This window comes from Flavobacterium sp. P1_E4 (assembly GCF_056405915.1).
Map to the genome: position 1 here is coordinate 36,962 of NZ_JBFUBE010000005.1, position 16,961 is coordinate 53,922.

Consider the following 16,961-nt stretch of genomic DNA (forward strand, 5'->3'; position numbering starts at 1 on the left):
ATAGTCTGAATGAAAAACTATTTGAGGCTACGCCCAATGTCATTAAGTTTAGAACTTGTTGCAAGGTTTTTCTAAATGTAGCTCTAATAGTAACGTTTTTAAGTTCCTATTATCCCCAAACTTGTCATTTCGACGGAGGAGAAATCTCCGCAATACTATTCGACAAAGAGACTCTTTTTTTATTTGGATTGCGGAGTTACTTGCGGAGATTCCTCCTTCGTCGAAATGACAATATTGTGGGTAAATGCTACACCACAAGTATTTTACTGATCTATATTGTGTTTTTCATAAACAAAGTTTCACTAATAGCATTGAGCTACACCTCCCCTTTCGTTCTCTTCTCCGGTCTGATAATCATTCGTAGCGATTGGTCTTTTGAGAAATAAGCAATCATCCAATGGTAAAAGGTATTGATTCTATTGCGGTAGGTTATCAACGACATTAAGTGTACGAATAACCAAATCATCCAAGCGAAAAAGCCATTGAAATGCATTTTTGGTTTTGGTAAATCGACAACGGCTTTGTTTTTTCCTATGATAGCCATTGAGCCTTTGTCATTGTATTTAAAAGGTTTTAACGGCTTGTTTAGAACCATTAATTTGAAGTTCTCGGCAAGGTTTATTCCTTGTTGAATTGCCACTTGCGCCACTTGCGGGTGACCTCCCGGGAAATCTACATCATTGAGTTGGATGCAGGTATCGCCAATGGCATAGATGTTATTGGTAACATTTACTTTGTTGAATTCATCAGTAGCCATTCGTTTGCCACGACCGTAGCTTTCTGCTGGAATTCCTTCAAATTCCCGTGCTGAAACTCCTGCCGCCCAAATTAAGTTTTTGGTTTGTATGGTTTTGCCGTCGCCTAGGAAAACGGTATCGTCTTTGTAATCCACCACTCGGGTGTTTAGTTTGACAACGACTCCAAGTTGTGTCACTGCTTTGAGCGTATCCGCTTGTGACTCCAAACTCATAGGCGATAACAAGGCATCTCCCCCATCGATCAAATATATATTACTGGCGGAGGTTTGCAATTCAGGATATTCTTTGAGTAAAATGTTTTTTCGCATTTCGGCAAACATTCCGGAAACTTCCACTCCTGTTGGGCCTCCTCCAACAACTACAATGGTTAAATGTTTTCTGCGCTCGTGAATGTCTTTGCAAATGGCGGCTTTTTCCAGATTTTTCAATAAGGCATTGCGCATTTCAATGGCATCATTGAGGGTTTTCATCGGAATGGCATTTTTCTTGACATTTTCCATTCCGAAATAACTGGTTTCGGCTCCCGTTGCAAAAACTAAGCAGTCATACTGCAATTCGCCGTTATTGAGGATGATTTTGTTTTCGCCAGGAATTACTTTAAGTAATTCGCCCAAGCGAAACTGCAGATTCTTTTTGCCTGCAAAAAACTTTCGGAAAGGATAACTGATGCTCGAAGGTTCCAAAAAGCCTGTGGCAACCTGATAGATGAGTGGCGGAAAGAAATTATAATTGTTTTTGTCAACAAGGGTTACTTCAATTCCTTTGTGGTTGGTGAGTTCTTTGGCTAAATTAATTCCAGCGAAACCTCCGCCTATTATTACTATTTGCATATTGGCTTTTATTTTTATTAGTAAATAGCTGTTAGTAAATGGTAAATGTCATTAAGCTAAAGAATTCTTGCTAAGTCTTTTTTAAAATAACTCTCGCAAAGGCGCGAAGTCGCAAAGAAATCGGTTCTAAACTTTGCGTCTTCGCGTCTTTGCGAGGAAAAGATAAAGCTTAACTTAATTAGATTAGGCTAATCACTTATTACTAGTCACTAATAACTTGCTATGACCATAAAAGTACAATATATATTAGGAGCAAATATTAGTTTTTGAATTTTTTAACAGGCTTTTCTGCTATTTCAGTTTTGTTTTGCAACAAATAATTAGCTAACAATTTTTCTATCAATTCGTCTTTGGTAAGATGATGAAAAATGGTTTTTATTTTTGTTTTTAATTCGGCGTCAACATCGTGATTGGGTTTTGTTTTAAAGATTTGCTTCGCCCATAAAAGTGTGTTGTTTTCTTCAATACTCGCAACAGACGGTTTTTTGTATTTGGTAAACTGGATTCCCAATTCTCTTTCGAAATCGGCAATTTCAGCCACTTCTTCGGGTTGCAATACAGTTAGAGAAAGACCTTTGGCCCCTGCCCTAGCTGTTCTTCCGCTACGGTGAACGTACACTTCATAGACATCTGGTAAGTGATAATTGACTACATAAGAGATTTCTTTTACGTCAATTCCCCTTGCGGCTAAATCGGTTGCCACCAAAATATTGATGTGACCTTCACGAAATTGCTCCATAATTCGGTCACGGATTCCCTGTGACAAACTTCCGTGTAATGCTCCTGATGAAAATCTGTTGATAGCCAGGTTTTTGGCCAGTTTATTAACGGCAGCTTTGGTTTTACAAAAGATAATACCGCGCTCGCCATCTTTAGAATTCAGGAAATGCATTAAAACATCCAGTTTTTCTATAGGATCTACAACAATATAATTATGATCAATGCCTTGATTACCGACAGTTTCCATACTGGCGCTTACCGTCACTACGTTTTTGTTTAGGTAATTCTGGATTAACTGTTTAATTGTCCCTGGCATAGTCGCCGAAAACAAAAAGGTTCTGTATGTTTTGGGTAATTCGGTTATGATTTCGTCCAAAGCTTCTTTAAGGATAGAAACCATTTCATCGGCTTCGTCGAGAACGAGGAATTTGGTTTCCTTTAGGCTTATGGCTTTGCGTTGCAACAAATCGATCAAACGACCCGGTGTTGCCACGACAATATGTGTTGGTGTTTTTAAACGTTCGATTTGTGGCTTGATTGGAATACCTCCACAAACGGCAGCTATTGAAACTTCAGGAAGGTATTTGGCGTAACTTTCCAGATTATTGAAAATTTGTTGTCCCAATTCTCTTGTAGGTACAAGGATTACGGCTTGTACAGCAGCAACATTGGTGTCTATCAATTGCAATAATGGCAATCCAAAAGCAGCGGTTTTTCCCGTTCCTGTTTTGGCAAGTCCCACGATATCGGTAGTGTTTGCTAACAATAGCGGAATGGTTTTTTGCTGAATTTCGGTTGGGGTTACAATTCCCATTTCGGTAATCGCTTTTAGTGTACCTTTTGAAACTCCTAAATCTGAGAATTGTGTTGACATGCTTTTTGTTTTTTAATTGTAAAATGCTCTTGAATAGCAGAATGTTGTTTTAGCCCCGATAGCAGTGGAAATCCTTTTCTTTTTTTTCTTTAAAAAAAGAAAAGATTGCAACGGATAGCGGGAAATAGCTCCTGAAAATTATTTATATAAATCAAAATAGAGACACATTGTATTGCGTCTCTATGTTGAAATTTGATTTTTTATTAATCGAGTTCGTTCATGACTTTTTCACGGTATTTTTTACCGATTAATAAAGTCATTTTTAATTTGTAATCATCCATTAGCCATTCTCTGTAGTTTTTACTGCATTGGCTAAGGCATTTTGAAAAACGTTTTACGCGGTATTCGATATCGGCTTCCAATTCTTTAGAAAGCGCTTTGGCTTCCTGTAATTCTTCGGTATTGTCCACACACATTGCAGCGTGTTGGTCAATCGATTTTTCAAGAACTACTTTGGACCTTAAGTTCTGAGCTATAGCGAGTTTGTGCTCTTCATCTACATCAAAAGTTACATCGGCAGTTTTACTGAACTTGGCACGCAATTCTGGTGGCATAGCATATTTGAAATGCAATTCGATTTCGCTGTCATCCCTTAAATTCTCTAAGTAAAACTCAGGGGATTTAAAGATGTGCTGCCAGTTTACAGGGTCACTCCACAGTCCGAAACGAGCTGCATTATTTCCTAAATCGATAACTGAAAATTCATCTTTGTTAGGCAGTTTTCGAGAACCACGACCTATCATTTGGAAATATAAGGTCAACGATTTTGTTGCTCTGTTCAATATAATGGTTTCAACGGTTGGTTCGTCAAATCCGGTTGTAAGGATCCCCACCGAAGTTAGAATCGCATCCGGAGTGTGCTTGAACCAATGTAGAATTTCTTTTCGTTCTTCGTTGCTGCTGGTGTTATCCAAGTGGCGAATTCCGTATCCTGCTTCTCTAAAAGTTTCATACACATATAATGATGTGTTGATTCCGTTGTTGAAAATCAGGGTTTTTTTGCCTAATGATTTTTCAGTATAAGCGTGCAGTAATTTTTCCTGCATCGCCATATTGGTGTATAAATCATCTGAAGATTTTACGGTGTAATCTCCGTTGATACCTACTTTTAAAGATGTTAATCCAACGTCATAACTATAGGTAACGGCTTTTGCCAAGAAACCGTTTTCTATTAATGAGCTAATGGTGTCACCCACGATTAGTTCATCATAGCTTTGGTGCATTGGTAATTTTATGTTTGAACTCAAAGGAGTAGCTGTTACTCCAAGGATGAATGCATTTTTGAAAGATTTCAATAATTTTCGGAAGGAATTGTAATGCGCCTCATCGATAATCACTAAACCAATATTGTCTAAATGTAGTTTTTCGTCATTGATACGGTTTTTCAATGTCTCAACCATAGCCACAAAACAAGAATAGTCATTTTGGTCCGGAAGTTCTTTTACTTTACTGTTGATGATTTTGTTTTTTACATCAAAACCTTTTAACATTTTTGAAGTTTGCTTACACAACTCGATACGGTGAGTTAACACTACCACTTTTTTGTTGTGTTGTGACAAATAACGGCGAACGATTTCAGAAAAAATCACAGTTTTTCCTCCACCAGTAGGCAATTGGTATAATAAATGGTGTTGTCCAGGTGCATTGTCTATACGCTCAAATATGGCGTCAATGTCTCCTTGTTGGTAAGCGTAAAGTTCTTTTTTGGCTTCGATTTCAATTTCTAAACTCTCTTGATGCATTGTATATTTTTCAATTTTTGCAAAAATACGCCTAAAAAACAGTTATTCGGTCAATTTTTTTTTAAAATATATAGGACGGATTAATTAAAATCGGTTACAAACGGCTCTTTTTAGTTGTCTAAAAGTTCAATATTTGTTTTGAAATCAGCGGTATTCATCCATTTTTGGTCTGATGCTTCCTCGCAAATGGCAATTAATCTGCTTTTAAATTCGTTGATAATTCCATTTGAAATAATGAATTTTAAGGCTTGTTCGAAAGAATTCAACATGCTTTTGTAAAACAATTCCTGTTTTACGATGTTTTCTGCAGAGAAAGTCTGGGCAATTTCGATGTTATATAGCATTACATCGGCAATGACAAAAGGATCTACACCCAATAAAATAAAATGCTTGATATATTTTTGAGCTACCGAGCGCCTCATTTTTGGTTTTTTTCTTTTGCCTTTTGTTTGCAGTGGAAAATATTCATGAGAGATTTTGAGTTTGCATTCCTGTAATAGTGTTTCTTCTTTTGGATTGAATACGAAATTGTAATAGACTTTTATCGGAGCGAACTTTTCATACAATTCAAGAATTTGCTCTTCTAATTGCTCTTTATTGAGTTCATTCAAATATTTTTTTAAATCGCGCTTGCTCATTTTCAAAGTTTAAGAATACAAAAGTAATTTAGTTTTCTAATGAATACACCAATAATGATTGATATTGACTAATTTTGCCCCTTATAATTGCAAAAACAACTACAAATGCTTAAAATTTTCAAAGTTACTGCCATTTTAGAAGGCATCTCTTATTTGGTTTTATTTTCGAATATGCTTTTTATTAAAATAAACAACCCCGAACTTTATCATACTATATTACGTCCATTGGGAATGACTCATGGTGTATTATTTATTGGTTACGTTTTATTGGCTTTTTTGTTGAAAAAGGTTCAAAATTGGAATTTTAAAGTTTTCGGTGTTATACTAATTGCTTCATTAGTTCCGTTTGGTACCTTTTATATAGAAAAAAAATATTTGTAAAATTATGAACAAACTCATTCAACTCATTTTTGAATTCCTCTACCCTATTTTCAGACATTGGGGAATGAGCAGGTCTGTGTCGACTTATTTGAGTTTGTTTTTCAATATTATTTTGCTTTGTTTTTTGGCGTATGGATTGTATGTGGTTTTCCGATTTATATTGGTAACCATCATGGCTATTGTAGCCCAAAGAACCAAAACTAAGTTTGATGATTTATTGGTAACCAATAAAACGGCTAAGTATATTGCTTATTTGGTTCCGTTGTTTTTTGTGTTTAGATCTGTTCCAGTGATTTTGGATAAGTTTGAATACTGGGAAAGCATTTTTGGTAAAGCGGTTGGGGTTTATATCGTTTTACTGATTTTATGGATAATCCGAACCATTTTTAATTCCCTACGTGATTATTTAAAATTGATGCCAAGGTACAGCGACAAACCAATTGACAGTTTCATTCAGGTTATAATGATTGTGCTGTGGATGTTTGGAATTGCGCTGATTATTTCAAAATTGTTTGATATTGATCAAAAGGAATTGCTGACTATTTTGGGAGCAGTTTCGGCAGTAATCATCTTAATTTTTAGAGATACTATTTTGGGTTTTGTGGCAAGTGTTCAAGTTGCGATAAATGACATGGTGCGTATTGGTGACTGGATTACTATGGACCGTTATGGCGCCGATGGTGATGTGATAGAAATCAATCTGGCCACTGTAAAAGTTCGAAATTTCGACAATACCACAACTACGATTCCAACTTATAGTTTGAGTTCTGACTCTTTTCAAAACTGGAGAGGAATGCTTAATTCTGACGGAAGACGAATCAAGAGACATATAATTATAAAAGCGAGCAGTATCAGGTTTCTAGAAGATCATGAGCTTGATGATTTAAAGAAGATTGATCTTTTGAGTACTTATATAGATACTCGAAAAACCGAAATTGACAACTACAATCGCGGACATAAAGTTGATAAAAGTTTGGCTCTAAACGGTCGAAACCTGACTAATTTGGGGTTGTTCAGAAAATATATTATCCAATACCTACATCAATATCCTGGATTGAACAGAGATATGTTGATGCTTTGCCGACAATTGCAGCCTACACCTTATGGTGTTCCTCTTGAAATTTATGCCTTTTCAAAAGACAAACGTTTTGAGAATTACGAATACATTATGGCCGATATATTTGACCATATTATTGCTTCGGTTTCCTACTTTGATTTGGAAATTTTTGTAATGCCTTCCGAAAATGTAGTAAAGCCTTAAGATAAGACCGAATTAAAAAAATATAATCTGCTTAAATCTGTTGAATTGCATTGCATTCAAATTCAACAGATTTAAGCAGATTTTTTAATGATTGAAATTAATAAAGACTCAGAAACTTAGTCTCTCTTTTAGGCTATCCTGTCTTTTACGTACTCAATTTCGGTTTTTCCGTGCGCTTTTGGTTTCCCGTCATCTCCTAGATTTACCATTGTAGTACTGTCTATAGTAATGATTGTTTCTCGCGTCATCATATTTCTGGCTTCACATATTAATTCAATCGAACTACGGCCAAATTTCACAACGTCAATTCCAATTTCGATGATATCACCTTGTCTGGCAGAACTTCTAAAGTTGATTTCAGACATGTGTTTGGTAACAATTCTGGAATTTTCTAATTGAATAATGGTATATAAAGCCAGCTCTTCGTCAATCCAAGCCAATAATTTTCCACCAAATAATGTCCCGTTAGGGTTTAAATCTTCTGGTTTTACCCATTTTCTAGTATGAAATCGCATAATTTTTTATTTAATAATGCTAAAATAAGATATTGCTAACAGTAATTTTTATATTTTTAAAGAAAAAAGAAAGATGAATCAGAGAGATCAATTAATCAGAGAAATTCGAGGAGAATCATTGGGAAATGTGAGTAATCAGTCGTCTTCAGATGAATTATTTCAAAATGAGGTGCTTAGGCCTATTTTGAAATTACAGAACGATTTGTTTATTGCTTCTTTTTTAAATTACATCAGTAAATACAAAAGAGATTTCTACACTAAAACTGTTGAAAACAAATTGTCTATTATAGAAAATGCGATTCAGAAAGATATTAAGTTCCGAAATGCTTTAAAAGGAATGATTATCGCATTGTTTACGACTGATGAGTATGCTCTTTATATTCAGAACTCTTCTAGTCTGAATAAACGAATGATGAATTTATTGATTGATAGATTGAAAAGTCAAGTTCAATTGTTTGATGCAGAGAATCAAATAACTTAGTATTGTGTTGTTATAACGCAATGAAGCTTGTTTTTGACTAAAATAATTTTTTTTAATAAGATTTTTATAGTATAAAAAAACTTTTACCTCTTTTATTTTTATATTTTTAAAAAAAATACATTCTTAAAATTTTGCATTTTTTCTTACTTCTTATCGCTTGTCGCTTGATATTTTTAAATATTATTTGCTAAAACGTTTTAATATTGTGAATTATTAATTTATACTATTTAATTAACGTATTTATAATTAATATGTCTATTTTTTGCTTATTATTGTAATGTATTGATAATTGCATTATTGATAATTATTAGGTAATATTTTTAATATTTCGCAAATGGAAAGAAGAGAAGCACTAAAAAAGATAGCTTATTTGATGGGAGGCGCAATTTCTGCCACAACAATGGGTGTTTTATTTGAAAGTTTTACGGTATATGATCCAGAAAAGAATACTTATTCCTTTTCAGCTACGGATGAAGAAATTTTAGCCGAATTTTCAGAAATTATTTTACCGACAACTGCAGCATCTCCAGGAGCAAAAGAAGCAGGTGTGGGTACTTTTATACCATTAGTTATAAAAGATTGTTATCCTCCAAATCTACAACAAATCTTTAAGAGTGGATTTGATGATATGTTAGCCAAATGCAAATCTAAATTCAACAAAGAATTCTTGAGTCTCAATACAGATGAAAAAATTCTGCTTATGAATGAATTAAAACAGCAGGCTATCGATAATAATAAGGAACCTTCTTTCTTTATGATTGCTAGAGATTTAACCATATTAGGTTATTTTTCTTCAGAAATTGGTTGTACAATGGCCAGAGAATATTTGCCGATACCAGGAAAATATGATGGCAGCGCCGAATACAAACCCGGTCAGAAAGCTTGGGCGACATAATATTGAAGAGCTTGCTATTAAAATTTATTAATTACTAAAAAGAGACTCGTGAATATAAATACTGATCTAAAGAAGCAAAATACTTATGACGCAATTGTTATAGGTTCAGGAATAAGTGGTGGATGGGCAGCCAAAGAATTAACTGAAAAAGGATTAAAAGTCCTGATGTTAGAACGTGGTCAGAACATCGAACACATTAAAGATTATGAGTCGGCTATGAAAGCTCCTTGGGAAATACCATATGCTGGAAAAATGACAGAGGAACAAAAGCGAACACATCCTGTACAAACCAGAGATTATCCTTATAGCCAGGCTAATGAAAGCTGGTGGGTAAACGATTTAGAATGTCCTTATACAGAAGACAAGCGTTTTGATTGGTATAGAGGTTATCATGTTGGTGGGAAATCTTTAATGTGGGGACGTCAGAGTTATCGTTTTAGTGATCATAATTTTGAAGATAACGCCAGAGATGGTCATGGAAATGACTGGCCGATTCGATATAAAGATATTGCACCGTGGTATGACTATGCAGAAAAATTTGCCGGAATAAGCGGTCAAAATGAAAATTGGCCTTTGCTTCCAGACGGTCAATTTTTGCCTCCCATGGATATGAATTGCGTTGAAAAATCGGTAAAAGACCGTATTGAAAAGCATTATAATAAGTCCAGAATTATGACAATTGGACGAACTGCAAATCTAACTCAGCCTCATTTAGGAAGAGGCAGTTGCCAATATAGAAATTTGTGCAGTAGAGGTTGTCCATTTGGCGCCTATTTTAGTACACAGTCTTCTACTTTACCGGCTGCTATGGCTACCAAAAGATTAACTGTTCGCCCCTACTCTATTGTCAATCATATCATTTATGACAAAGACACTAAAAAAGCCAAAGGGGTAATGGTTATTGATGCCGAAACGAATGAAACTATGGAGTTTTATGCAAAAATTGTTTTTGTAAATGGATCAACCTTAGGGTCAACCTTTATTTTATTGAATTCAACTTCTGAAGCTCATCCAAATGGTTTGGGTAATGGTAGCGGACATTTGGGACATAACTTAATGGATCATCACTTTAGATGCGGTGCTGAAGGAAGCGCCGAAGGTTTTGAAGACAAATATACTTATGGTAGAAGAGCCAATGGTATTTATATTCCAAGATATCAAAATTTCAATAATGACAAGCGTGACTATTTACGTGGTTTTGGTTATCAAGGTGGAGCCAGTAGAGGTAGTTGGCATAAAGAAGTGGCCGAATTAGCCTTTGGTGGTGATTTCAAAGAAACAATGTCAAGACCAGCTGACTCATGGACAATGGGATTAGGAGGTTTTGGAGAAATGCTTCCTTACTATGAAAACAAAGTATACATCGACCACTCTAAAAAAGATAAATGGGGACAACCTGTATTGGCTATCGACTGTGAATACAAAGAAAACGAGGCCAAAATGCGTGAGGATATGATGTATGATGCCGCCGAAATGTTGGAAGCCGCCGGTGTAAAAAACGTAAAAACCTATGACAATGGATGTTTTCCTGGAATGGCTATTCACGAAATGGGTACAGCCCGTATGGGGAACGATCCAAAAGAATCTGTATTGAATAAATGGAATCAAATGCATGAAGTGAGCAATGTATTTGTTACCGATGGTTCTTGTATGCCATCCATTGCTTGTCAAAATCCATCATTGACTTTCATGGCTCTAACCGCCAGAGCTTGTGATTATGCTGTAAAAGAATTAAAGAAAAAAAATATCTAGATTAGGATTGTTTAATTATGAGAAAATTAAAAATGGGAATGATTGGCGGTGGCAAAAATGCTTTTATCGGAGCAGTTCATCGCATCGCAGCCAACATGGATGGATTAATTGAATTGCATTGTGGTGCTTTTAGTTCCAATCCTGAGTTATCCCTTGAATCTGGTAAAGAATTAGGTTTGGCAGAAGATAAATGTTATGGTTCCTATGTCCAAATGATTGAGACCGAAGCAAAGTTACCTCTTGAAGAAAGAATGGATTTTGTTTCTATAGTGACTCCAAATCATGCCCATTTTGCTCCAGCAATGTTAGCATTGGAAAATGGTTTCCATGTTGTTTTGGACAAACCAATGACTTTGACTTTGGCTGAAGCTAAATTATTGGAACAAAAAGTTAAAGAAACTGGACTTTACTTGTGTTTGACACATACTTACGCTGGCTATCCGATGGTAAAGCAGGCCCGATACATGGTGGCTGAAAATAATTTTGGAGCCATTCGAAAAATAATGGTTGAATATCCACAAGGCTGGTTAAGCACTGATTTTGAAAAAGGTGGAAACAAACAAGCTGCTTGGAGAACAGATCCATCAAAGAGTGGTATTAGTGGTTGTATGGGAGACATTGGAACTCATGCTGCCCATTTAGCAGAATATATTTCAGGATTAAAAATCACACAACTTTGTGCGGATATTAATACTGTCGTTGCCAACAGAAGATTGGACGATGACGGAAACGTATTGCTTAAATTTGATAATGGTGCCAATGGAATTTTGGTGGCGAGCCAAATTGCTGCTGGAGAAGAAAATAGCTTAAAAATTAAAGTATATGGGGAAAAAGGAGGTCTAGAGTGGCATCAGATGGAACCAAATACTTTGGTTGTAAAGTGGCTAGACTCCCCTACTCAATTGTATCGCACCGGAAACGGATATTTATCACAGATAGCAGCTTTCAATACCCGAATTCCAAGCGGACATCCAGAAGGATATCTGGAAGCTTTTGGGAATTTATACAAAAACTTTGCTTTGACTTTACAATCGAAATTAGAAGGTAAAGAACCAACTGCAAATATGCTTGATTTTCCAACAGCAAAAGATGGTGTTCGAGGAATGGCTTTTATAGAAAATGTAATCGCTTCGGGGAAATCAACTCAAAAATGGACTGAATTTAAAATTTAAATCTCAACAAATGACCACAATGCAAGGACCTGCGGTTTTTTTAGCGCAATTTATATCTGATGAAGCTCCTTTTAATTCTTTGGAAGGAATTTGTCAATGGGCTGCCAATCTAAATTTTAAAGGGATACAAATACCTACTCTGGATTCCCGCTTTATTGATTTACAAAAAGCTGCCGAAAGTAAAACCTATGCTGATGAACTTACAGGAATTGTTGGTTCGTACGGATTAAAAATATCTGAACTTTCTACGCATTTGCAAGGTCAGTTGGTTGCCGTTCATCCAGCCTACGATGATTTTTTTGATGGATTTGCTCCGCAGGCTTTGCGAGGTAATCCAAAAGCAAGACAAGAATGGGCAGTACAACAATTGCATTATGCAGCAAAAGCTTCTCAAAATTTAGGTCTTAATGCACATGCGACTTTTAGCGGTTCGTTATTATGGCAATATTTTCATCCTTGGCCTCAACGTCCACCTGGTTTAATTGAAGATGGATTCAAAGAACTGGCTAAACGCTGGTTGCCAATCCTTAATGAATTTGATAAAAATGGTGTAGATGTTTGTTATGAAATCCACCCAGGTGAAGATTTATTTGATGGTGAAACTTATGAAATGTTTCTCAAAGCGGTAAACAATCATCAGAGAGCTTGTATTTTGTATGATCCTTCACATTTTGTGCTTCAACAATTGGATTATATTCAATACATCGATTTTTATCACGAGCGAATCAAAGCTTTTCATGTGAAAGATGCAGAGTTTAATCCGACTGGAAAACAAGGAACTTTTGGAGGGTATCAAAGTTGGCTGAATCGTGCAGGGCGTTATCGTTCACCTGGAGATGGTCAAATTGATTTTAAAACCATCTTTAGCAAATTAGCACAATACGATTACAAAGGTTGGGCGGTGATGGAATGGGAATGTTGTTTAAAAAATCAAGAAGATGGTGCTCGTGAGGGAGCTGAATTTATAAAAAAACACATTATCAAAGTGACTGATAAAGCTTTTGATGATTTTGCTGCGGTCGAAACCAACACACAACTTAATAGAAAAAATTTAGGGTTATAAATTGTTTAATTAATTACATATATGAAAATCAAAATTTTAACAGCAATAATAGCTCTAGGAGGTTTATGTTCTTTTTCGAATTATGAATCAGTACCAACGGAATATAGTGGTAAAGTAGAAGTTCAACCTTCTGAAGGAGAGTTAATAATGAAGAAACAAGATTGTGCCACTTGTCACAAAATTGATAAAAAAGTAATTGGGCCCTCTTTTTTGGATATTGCCAAAAAATATCCAATGAATGACAAAAACATCAACTATTTATCGGATAAAATTATTAAAGGAGGTTCTGGTGTTTGGGGCACAATACCCATGGCGGCCCATACTGCATTAAAAAAAGATGACGCTAAAAAAATTGCGAAATACATTCTATCATTGAATAAGTAAATTGTAACCTACTTTTATGGATAAAGATTTAAATAAAAATAAAGAGCCAGAATCGGTTGTTCGCAGGGATTTTCTAAAAAAAGGAGCGTTGGCGACAGCCGCTTTTATGATTATTCCAAGACATGTAATGGGTAGAGGCTTTGTGGCACCCAGTGACAGATTATTAATTGCAAGTATTGGTGTTGGTGGAAAAGGAAGGTCAGATGTCGCTTCTTTTGAGAAAAGTGGACTTGCTAATGTTGCTTTTTTGTGTGATGTTGATACAAGAAGAGCAGCTGATAGTGTAAAAGATTTACCGAAGGCAAAATTTTACAAGGATTGGCGTGAAATGCTAGACAAAGAGCATAAAAATTTTGATGCTGTTTCAGTTTCTACACCCGATCATAATCATGCTATTCAAGCCTTTTCGGCTATGCAGTTAGGCAAGCATGTCTATGTACAGAAACCAATGGCACATGATATTTATGAAGCACACATGATGACTCAAGCAGCTTCTCGTTATAAAGTAGTGACGCAAATGGGAAATCAAGGATCATCCAATGATGGTACTCGAATCCTAAAAGAATGGTACGATGCCGATTTGATTGGAGATGTTCATACAGTTTACGCCTGGACAGATAGACCTGTTTGGCCTCAAGGAATTCCTTGGTCAACGGCAAAAACAGAAATTCCAAAAGAATTAGATTGGGATTTATGGCTTGGAACTGCTCCGAATAAAAATTATGTTGACAAATTAGTGCCATTCAATTGGCGTGGTTGGTGGGATTATGGAACAGGTGCATTAGGAGATATGGGATGCCATTTGATGGAAGCACCATTTTCTGTTTTAAATCTAAAATATGCCAAAGATGTTCAGTGCAGCGTAGGTTCTGTTTATGTTGATGAATTCAAAAGAGGTTATTTTCCAGAGAGTTGCCCTCCTTCTAGTCATGTCGTGCTAACATTCCCAAAAACAGATAAAACGAAAGGTGATATCAAAATGCACTGGATGGATGGTGGAATTCAACCGGAACGTCCTGAAGAATTAGGTGCAAACGAAATATTTGGAGACGGAGGTAATGGTACTTTATTTATTGGAACCAAAGGAAAAATGATATGTGACACTTACAGTGAAAATCCAAGATTATTGCCTTTAAGCCGCAATGAGAATCTAAAAATTGCGGAGAAGTATCCTAGGGTAAAAGATGGTGCAAGTGGTCACCAAAAACAATGGATAGAAGGCTGTATTGCTGGTTATGGCAAAAAAGAGTTGAGTTCGCCTTTTGAAATTGCTGGCCCTTTAACCGAAGCTTTACTAATGGCTAATCTTGCCGTAAGAGGTTATGATTTGCACAAAGAAGTATTAGGTGAAGATGTGTTTCCAGGTCGTTCAGTTAAGCTTCTTTGGGATAATGATGCCAAGAAAGTAACGAATATAGATGATGTAAATCAATTTGTTAAACGTAATTATAGAGAAGGTTGGAAAAACCTAAGTTTTTAAAATAATAAAATTAAATAGTAAACCCATGAAAAAAATTATAACAGCAGTATTAGTATTCACTTTATTTCAAAGCATTCAAGCTCAAAAAGGTTTTAAACCCCTTTTTGATGGAAAAACAACAACAGGTTGGCATACTTATGGTAAAACTTCGGCTAGCGCTGGATGGAAAGTTGAAGATGGTGTATTGCATTTTGATCCAGAAGCAGCCAAAAATGGTCAAGGAGGAGATTTGGTAACTGATGCTGAATATGAAAATTTTCATTTAAAAGTAGACTGGAAAATTGCTCCAAATAGCAATAGTGGAATTATTTTTTACGTAAATGAAAATCCAGAGAAATATAAAAACACCTATGAAACTGGTTTGGAAATGCAAGTTTTGGATAACGACGGTCATCCTGACGGAAAAATTACTAAACACCGTGCTGGAGATTTATATGATTTAATTCAAAGTAAATCGGAACCAGTTAAACCAGTTGGAGAATGGAATACTGCCGAAATTGTTTGTAAAAACGGAAAGTTGACTTACGTTTTAAACGGAGTTATTGTTGTTGAAACAACTCTTTGGGATGATAATTTTAAAGCATTGGTTGCAGGAAGTAAATTTAAAGCTTGGCCAGCATTTGGAACATTCAAAAAGGGGAAAATTGCTTTGCAGGATCATGGCAATAACGTTTGGTATCGTAATATCATGATTAAAGAATGGAATACGATGGAAACTACAACTGGCTGTAAATAATAGCTCCAAAACTAACTTAACCAAAATCAACCTCATTTTATGAATACAACTATCCGCATTAAATTATCTGTAATGATGTTTCTGGAATTTTTTATCTGGGGAGCATGGTTTGTTACTCTCGGTACTTTTTTAGGAAACAATTTGAAAGCTTCTGGTTCAGAGACTGCAGCTGTTTTTTCTACCCAATCTTGGGGAGCTATCATTGCACCTTTTATTATTGGTTTGATTGCAGATCGTTATTTTAATGCTGAGAAAATCTTAGGGATTTTGCATTTAGCAGGTGCATTTTTAATGTATCAAATGTATCAATCGGCAGATGTTGGGTCATTTTATATCTATGTATTGAGCTATATGGTTTTGTATATGCCAACATTGGCTTTGGTAAATTCAGTAGCATTCAACCAAATGAATGATCCAGAGAAAGAGTTTGCAAACATAAGAGTTTGGGGAACCATTGGTTGGATTTTGGCAGGTTTGTCTATCAGTTTCTTGTTTCATTGGGATTCTGCAGAAAATGTTTCTAATGGTTTACTTAAAAACACATTCCTTTTGGCTGGAATTGCAGCTTTGGTTTTAGGTTTGTTAAGTTTTACATTGCCTAAAACACCACCCAAAGTTAGTGAGGGAAAAATCAAGATTTCCGATATTATTGGTCTTGATGCTCTAAAACTTTTAAAAGATAAAAATTTCTTAATATTTTTCATATCATCTATTCTGATTTGTATTCCGTTGGCTTTTTATTATCAAAATGCGCACCCTTTCTTGACTGCCGCAGGAGTTGAAAACCCAACAGGAAAAATGGCAATTGGGCAAATATCCGAAGCGCTATTTTTATTGTTCATTCCTGTGTTTTTTGCTCGTTTTGGATTCAAAAAAACAATTTTGGTTGGAATGCTTGCTTGGGCAGTTCGCTATGTTTTATTTGCTTATGGGAATGGTTCTGATTTGAGTTTTATGCTTATTATTGGAATAGCTTTACATGGAATTTGTTATGATTTTTTCTTTGTTTCAGGGCAAATTTATACCAATTCAAAAGCAGGAGAAAAATACAAAAGCGCCGCTCAAGGGTTAATAACATTAGCAACTTATGGTATTGGAATGCTAATTGGATTTGCAGTTGCCGGTTGGATTACTGATAATTACAAAACGGCTGAAGGAGCAATCAATTGGCAAATGGTATGGATAATTCCAGCAGGAATTGCTTTTGCAGTATTCTTGATTTTTGCTCTTTTATTTCAAGATAAAAACAAAGTAGTAAATGAAATTTAAGTAATTTAAA

16 protein-coding genes are annotated in these 16,961 nt (G+C 35.5%); 11 read left to right on the plus strand and 5 right to left on the minus strand.

The genetic code is table 11. The features are described from left to right. Positions 1-316 precede the first annotated feature (316 nt). The 4 genes from AC1DY0_RS06695 to AC1DY0_RS06710 all read right to left on the minus strand — a co-directional run bounded on the left by AC1DY0_RS06695 (position 317) and on the right by AC1DY0_RS06710 (position 5,562). Complete coding sequence (locus tag AC1DY0_RS06695) at positions 317-1,588, minus strand: NAD(P)/FAD-dependent oxidoreductase (RefSeq protein ID WP_477187862.1); 1,272 nt, start codon at positions 1,586-1,588, stop codon at positions 317-319. A 259-nt stretch (positions 1,589-1,847) separates the two neighbouring features. Further along, positions 1,848-3,182, minus strand: coding sequence for a DEAD/DEAH box helicase (locus AC1DY0_RS06700; protein WP_477187863.1), 1,335 nt, complete (start codon positions 3,180-3,182; stop codon positions 1,848-1,850). Between the two features lie 203 nt (positions 3,183-3,385). Then, complete coding sequence (locus AC1DY0_RS06705) at positions 3,386-4,924, minus strand: DEAD/DEAH box helicase (RefSeq protein WP_477187864.1); 1,539 nt, start codon at positions 4,922-4,924, stop codon at positions 3,386-3,388. A gap of 110 nt (positions 4,925-5,034) precedes the next feature. Continuing rightward, a complete protein-coding gene (locus tag AC1DY0_RS06710; RefSeq protein ID WP_477187865.1) occupies positions 5,035-5,562 on the minus strand; it encodes a DUF6155 family protein in 528 nt (175 codons plus the stop codon). A 105-nt stretch (positions 5,563-5,667) separates the two neighbouring features. Between AC1DY0_RS06710 and AC1DY0_RS06715 the strand changes: the two genes are divergently transcribed. Together AC1DY0_RS06715 and AC1DY0_RS06720 are read left to right on the plus strand one after the other, a co-directional pair. After that, positions 5,668-5,943: a DUF3817 domain-containing protein gene (locus AC1DY0_RS06715; RefSeq protein WP_477187866.1), complete on the plus strand. Its 276-nt coding sequence runs from the start codon at positions 5,668-5,670 to the stop codon at positions 5,941-5,943. Positions 5,944-5,947: 4 nt separating this feature from the next. Next, positions 5,948-7,204, plus strand: a complete 1,257-nt coding sequence (locus tag AC1DY0_RS06720; protein ID WP_477187867.1) for a mechanosensitive ion channel family protein — start codon at positions 5,948-5,950, stop codon at positions 7,202-7,204. A 128-nt stretch (positions 7,205-7,332) separates the two neighbouring features. Here AC1DY0_RS06720 and AC1DY0_RS06725 read toward each other — a convergent pair whose 3' ends face one another. Further along, positions 7,333-7,719, minus strand: coding sequence for an acyl-CoA thioesterase (locus AC1DY0_RS06725; RefSeq protein ID WP_477187868.1), 387 nt, complete (start codon positions 7,717-7,719; stop codon positions 7,333-7,335). 73 nt (positions 7,720-7,792) lie between these two features. Between AC1DY0_RS06725 and AC1DY0_RS06730 the strand changes: the two genes are divergently transcribed. The 9 genes from AC1DY0_RS06730 to AC1DY0_RS06770 all read left to right on the plus strand — a co-directional run bounded on the left by AC1DY0_RS06730 (position 7,793) and on the right by AC1DY0_RS06770 (position 16,951). Further along, entirely contained in the window at positions 7,793-8,200 is a 408-nt protein-coding gene (locus AC1DY0_RS06730; protein WP_477187869.1) for a glyoxalase, read from the plus strand. Positions 8,201-8,534: 334 nt separating this feature from the next. Then, positions 8,535-9,095 (plus strand): gluconate 2-dehydrogenase subunit 3 family protein, encoded by a 561-nt coding sequence (locus AC1DY0_RS06735; protein WP_477187870.1) that lies wholly within the window; start codon positions 8,535-8,537, stop codon positions 9,093-9,095. Between the two features lie 48 nt (positions 9,096-9,143). Beyond that, positions 9,144-10,847 carry a GMC oxidoreductase gene (locus AC1DY0_RS06740; RefSeq protein WP_477187871.1) on the plus strand — a complete coding sequence of 568 codons (1,704 nt, stop codon included), beginning with the start codon at positions 9,144-9,146 and terminating at the stop codon, positions 10,845-10,847. Positions 10,848-10,864: 17 nt separating this feature from the next. Then, positions 10,865-12,019: a Gfo/Idh/MocA family protein gene (locus AC1DY0_RS06745; RefSeq protein ID WP_477187872.1), complete on the plus strand. Its 1,155-nt coding sequence runs from the start codon at positions 10,865-10,867 to the stop codon at positions 12,017-12,019. 10 nt (positions 12,020-12,029) lie between these two features. Continuing rightward, positions 12,030-13,082 carry a sugar phosphate isomerase/epimerase family protein gene (locus tag AC1DY0_RS06750; protein WP_477187873.1) on the plus strand — a complete coding sequence of 351 codons (1,053 nt, stop codon included), beginning with the start codon at positions 12,030-12,032 and terminating at the stop codon, positions 13,080-13,082. A 21-nt stretch (positions 13,083-13,103) separates the two neighbouring features. Beyond that, complete coding sequence (locus AC1DY0_RS06755; protein WP_477187874.1) at positions 13,104-13,466, plus strand: c-type cytochrome; 363 nt, start codon at positions 13,104-13,106, stop codon at positions 13,464-13,466. A gap of 16 nt (positions 13,467-13,482) precedes the next feature. Continuing rightward, positions 13,483-14,946: a Gfo/Idh/MocA family protein gene (locus AC1DY0_RS06760; RefSeq protein ID WP_477187875.1), complete on the plus strand. Its 1,464-nt coding sequence runs from the start codon at positions 13,483-13,485 to the stop codon at positions 14,944-14,946. 25 nt (positions 14,947-14,971) lie between these two features. Then, entirely contained in the window at positions 14,972-15,682 is a 711-nt protein-coding gene (locus AC1DY0_RS06765) for a 3-keto-disaccharide hydrolase (RefSeq protein WP_477187876.1), read from the plus strand. A 39-nt stretch (positions 15,683-15,721) separates the two neighbouring features. Beyond that, positions 15,722-16,951: a nucleoside permease gene (locus AC1DY0_RS06770; RefSeq protein WP_477187877.1), complete on the plus strand. Its 1,230-nt coding sequence runs from the start codon at positions 15,722-15,724 to the stop codon at positions 16,949-16,951. The last annotated feature ends 10 nt before the right edge of the window (positions 16,952-16,961 follow it).

What these genes read in the sequence shown, in the direction of transcription:
- AC1DY0_RS06695 (WP_477187862.1), bottom strand. Translation starts at nt 1,588, where the DNA reads ATGCAAATAGTAATAATAGGCGGAGGTTTCGCTGGAATTAATTTAGCC.
- AC1DY0_RS06700 (WP_477187863.1), bottom strand. Translation starts at nt 3,182, where the DNA reads ATGTCAACACAATTCTCAGATTTAGGAGTTTCAAAAGGTACACTAAAA.
- AC1DY0_RS06705 (WP_477187864.1), bottom strand. Translation starts at nt 4,924, where the DNA reads ATGCATCAAGAGAGTTTAGAAATTGAAATCGAAGCCAAAAAAGAACTT.
- AC1DY0_RS06710 (WP_477187865.1), bottom strand. Translation starts at nt 5,562, where the DNA reads ATGAGCAAGCGCGATTTAAAAAAATATTTGAATGAACTCAATAAAGAG.
- AC1DY0_RS06715 (WP_477187866.1), top strand. Translation starts at nt 5,668, where the DNA reads ATGCTTAAAATTTTCAAAGTTACTGCCATTTTAGAAGGCATCTCTTAT.
- AC1DY0_RS06720 (WP_477187867.1), top strand. Translation starts at nt 5,948, where the DNA reads ATGAACAAACTCATTCAACTCATTTTTGAATTCCTCTACCCTATTTTC.
- AC1DY0_RS06725 (WP_477187868.1), bottom strand. Translation starts at nt 7,719, where the DNA reads ATGCGATTTCATACTAGAAAATGGGTAAAACCAGAAGATTTAAACCCT.
- AC1DY0_RS06730 (WP_477187869.1), top strand. Translation starts at nt 7,793, where the DNA reads ATGAATCAGAGAGATCAATTAATCAGAGAAATTCGAGGAGAATCATTG.
- AC1DY0_RS06735 (WP_477187870.1), top strand. Translation starts at nt 8,535, where the DNA reads ATGGAAAGAAGAGAAGCACTAAAAAAGATAGCTTATTTGATGGGAGGC.
- AC1DY0_RS06745 (WP_477187872.1), top strand. Translation starts at nt 10,865, where the DNA reads ATGAGAAAATTAAAAATGGGAATGATTGGCGGTGGCAAAAATGCTTTT.
- AC1DY0_RS06750 (WP_477187873.1), top strand. Translation starts at nt 12,030, where the DNA reads ATGACCACAATGCAAGGACCTGCGGTTTTTTTAGCGCAATTTATATCT.
- AC1DY0_RS06755 (WP_477187874.1), top strand. Translation starts at nt 13,104, where the DNA reads ATGAAAATCAAAATTTTAACAGCAATAATAGCTCTAGGAGGTTTATGT.
- AC1DY0_RS06760 (WP_477187875.1), top strand. Translation starts at nt 13,483, where the DNA reads ATGGATAAAGATTTAAATAAAAATAAAGAGCCAGAATCGGTTGTTCGC.
- AC1DY0_RS06765 (WP_477187876.1), top strand. Translation starts at nt 14,972, where the DNA reads ATGAAAAAAATTATAACAGCAGTATTAGTATTCACTTTATTTCAAAGC.
- AC1DY0_RS06770 (WP_477187877.1), top strand. Translation starts at nt 15,722, where the DNA reads ATGAATACAACTATCCGCATTAAATTATCTGTAATGATGTTTCTGGAA.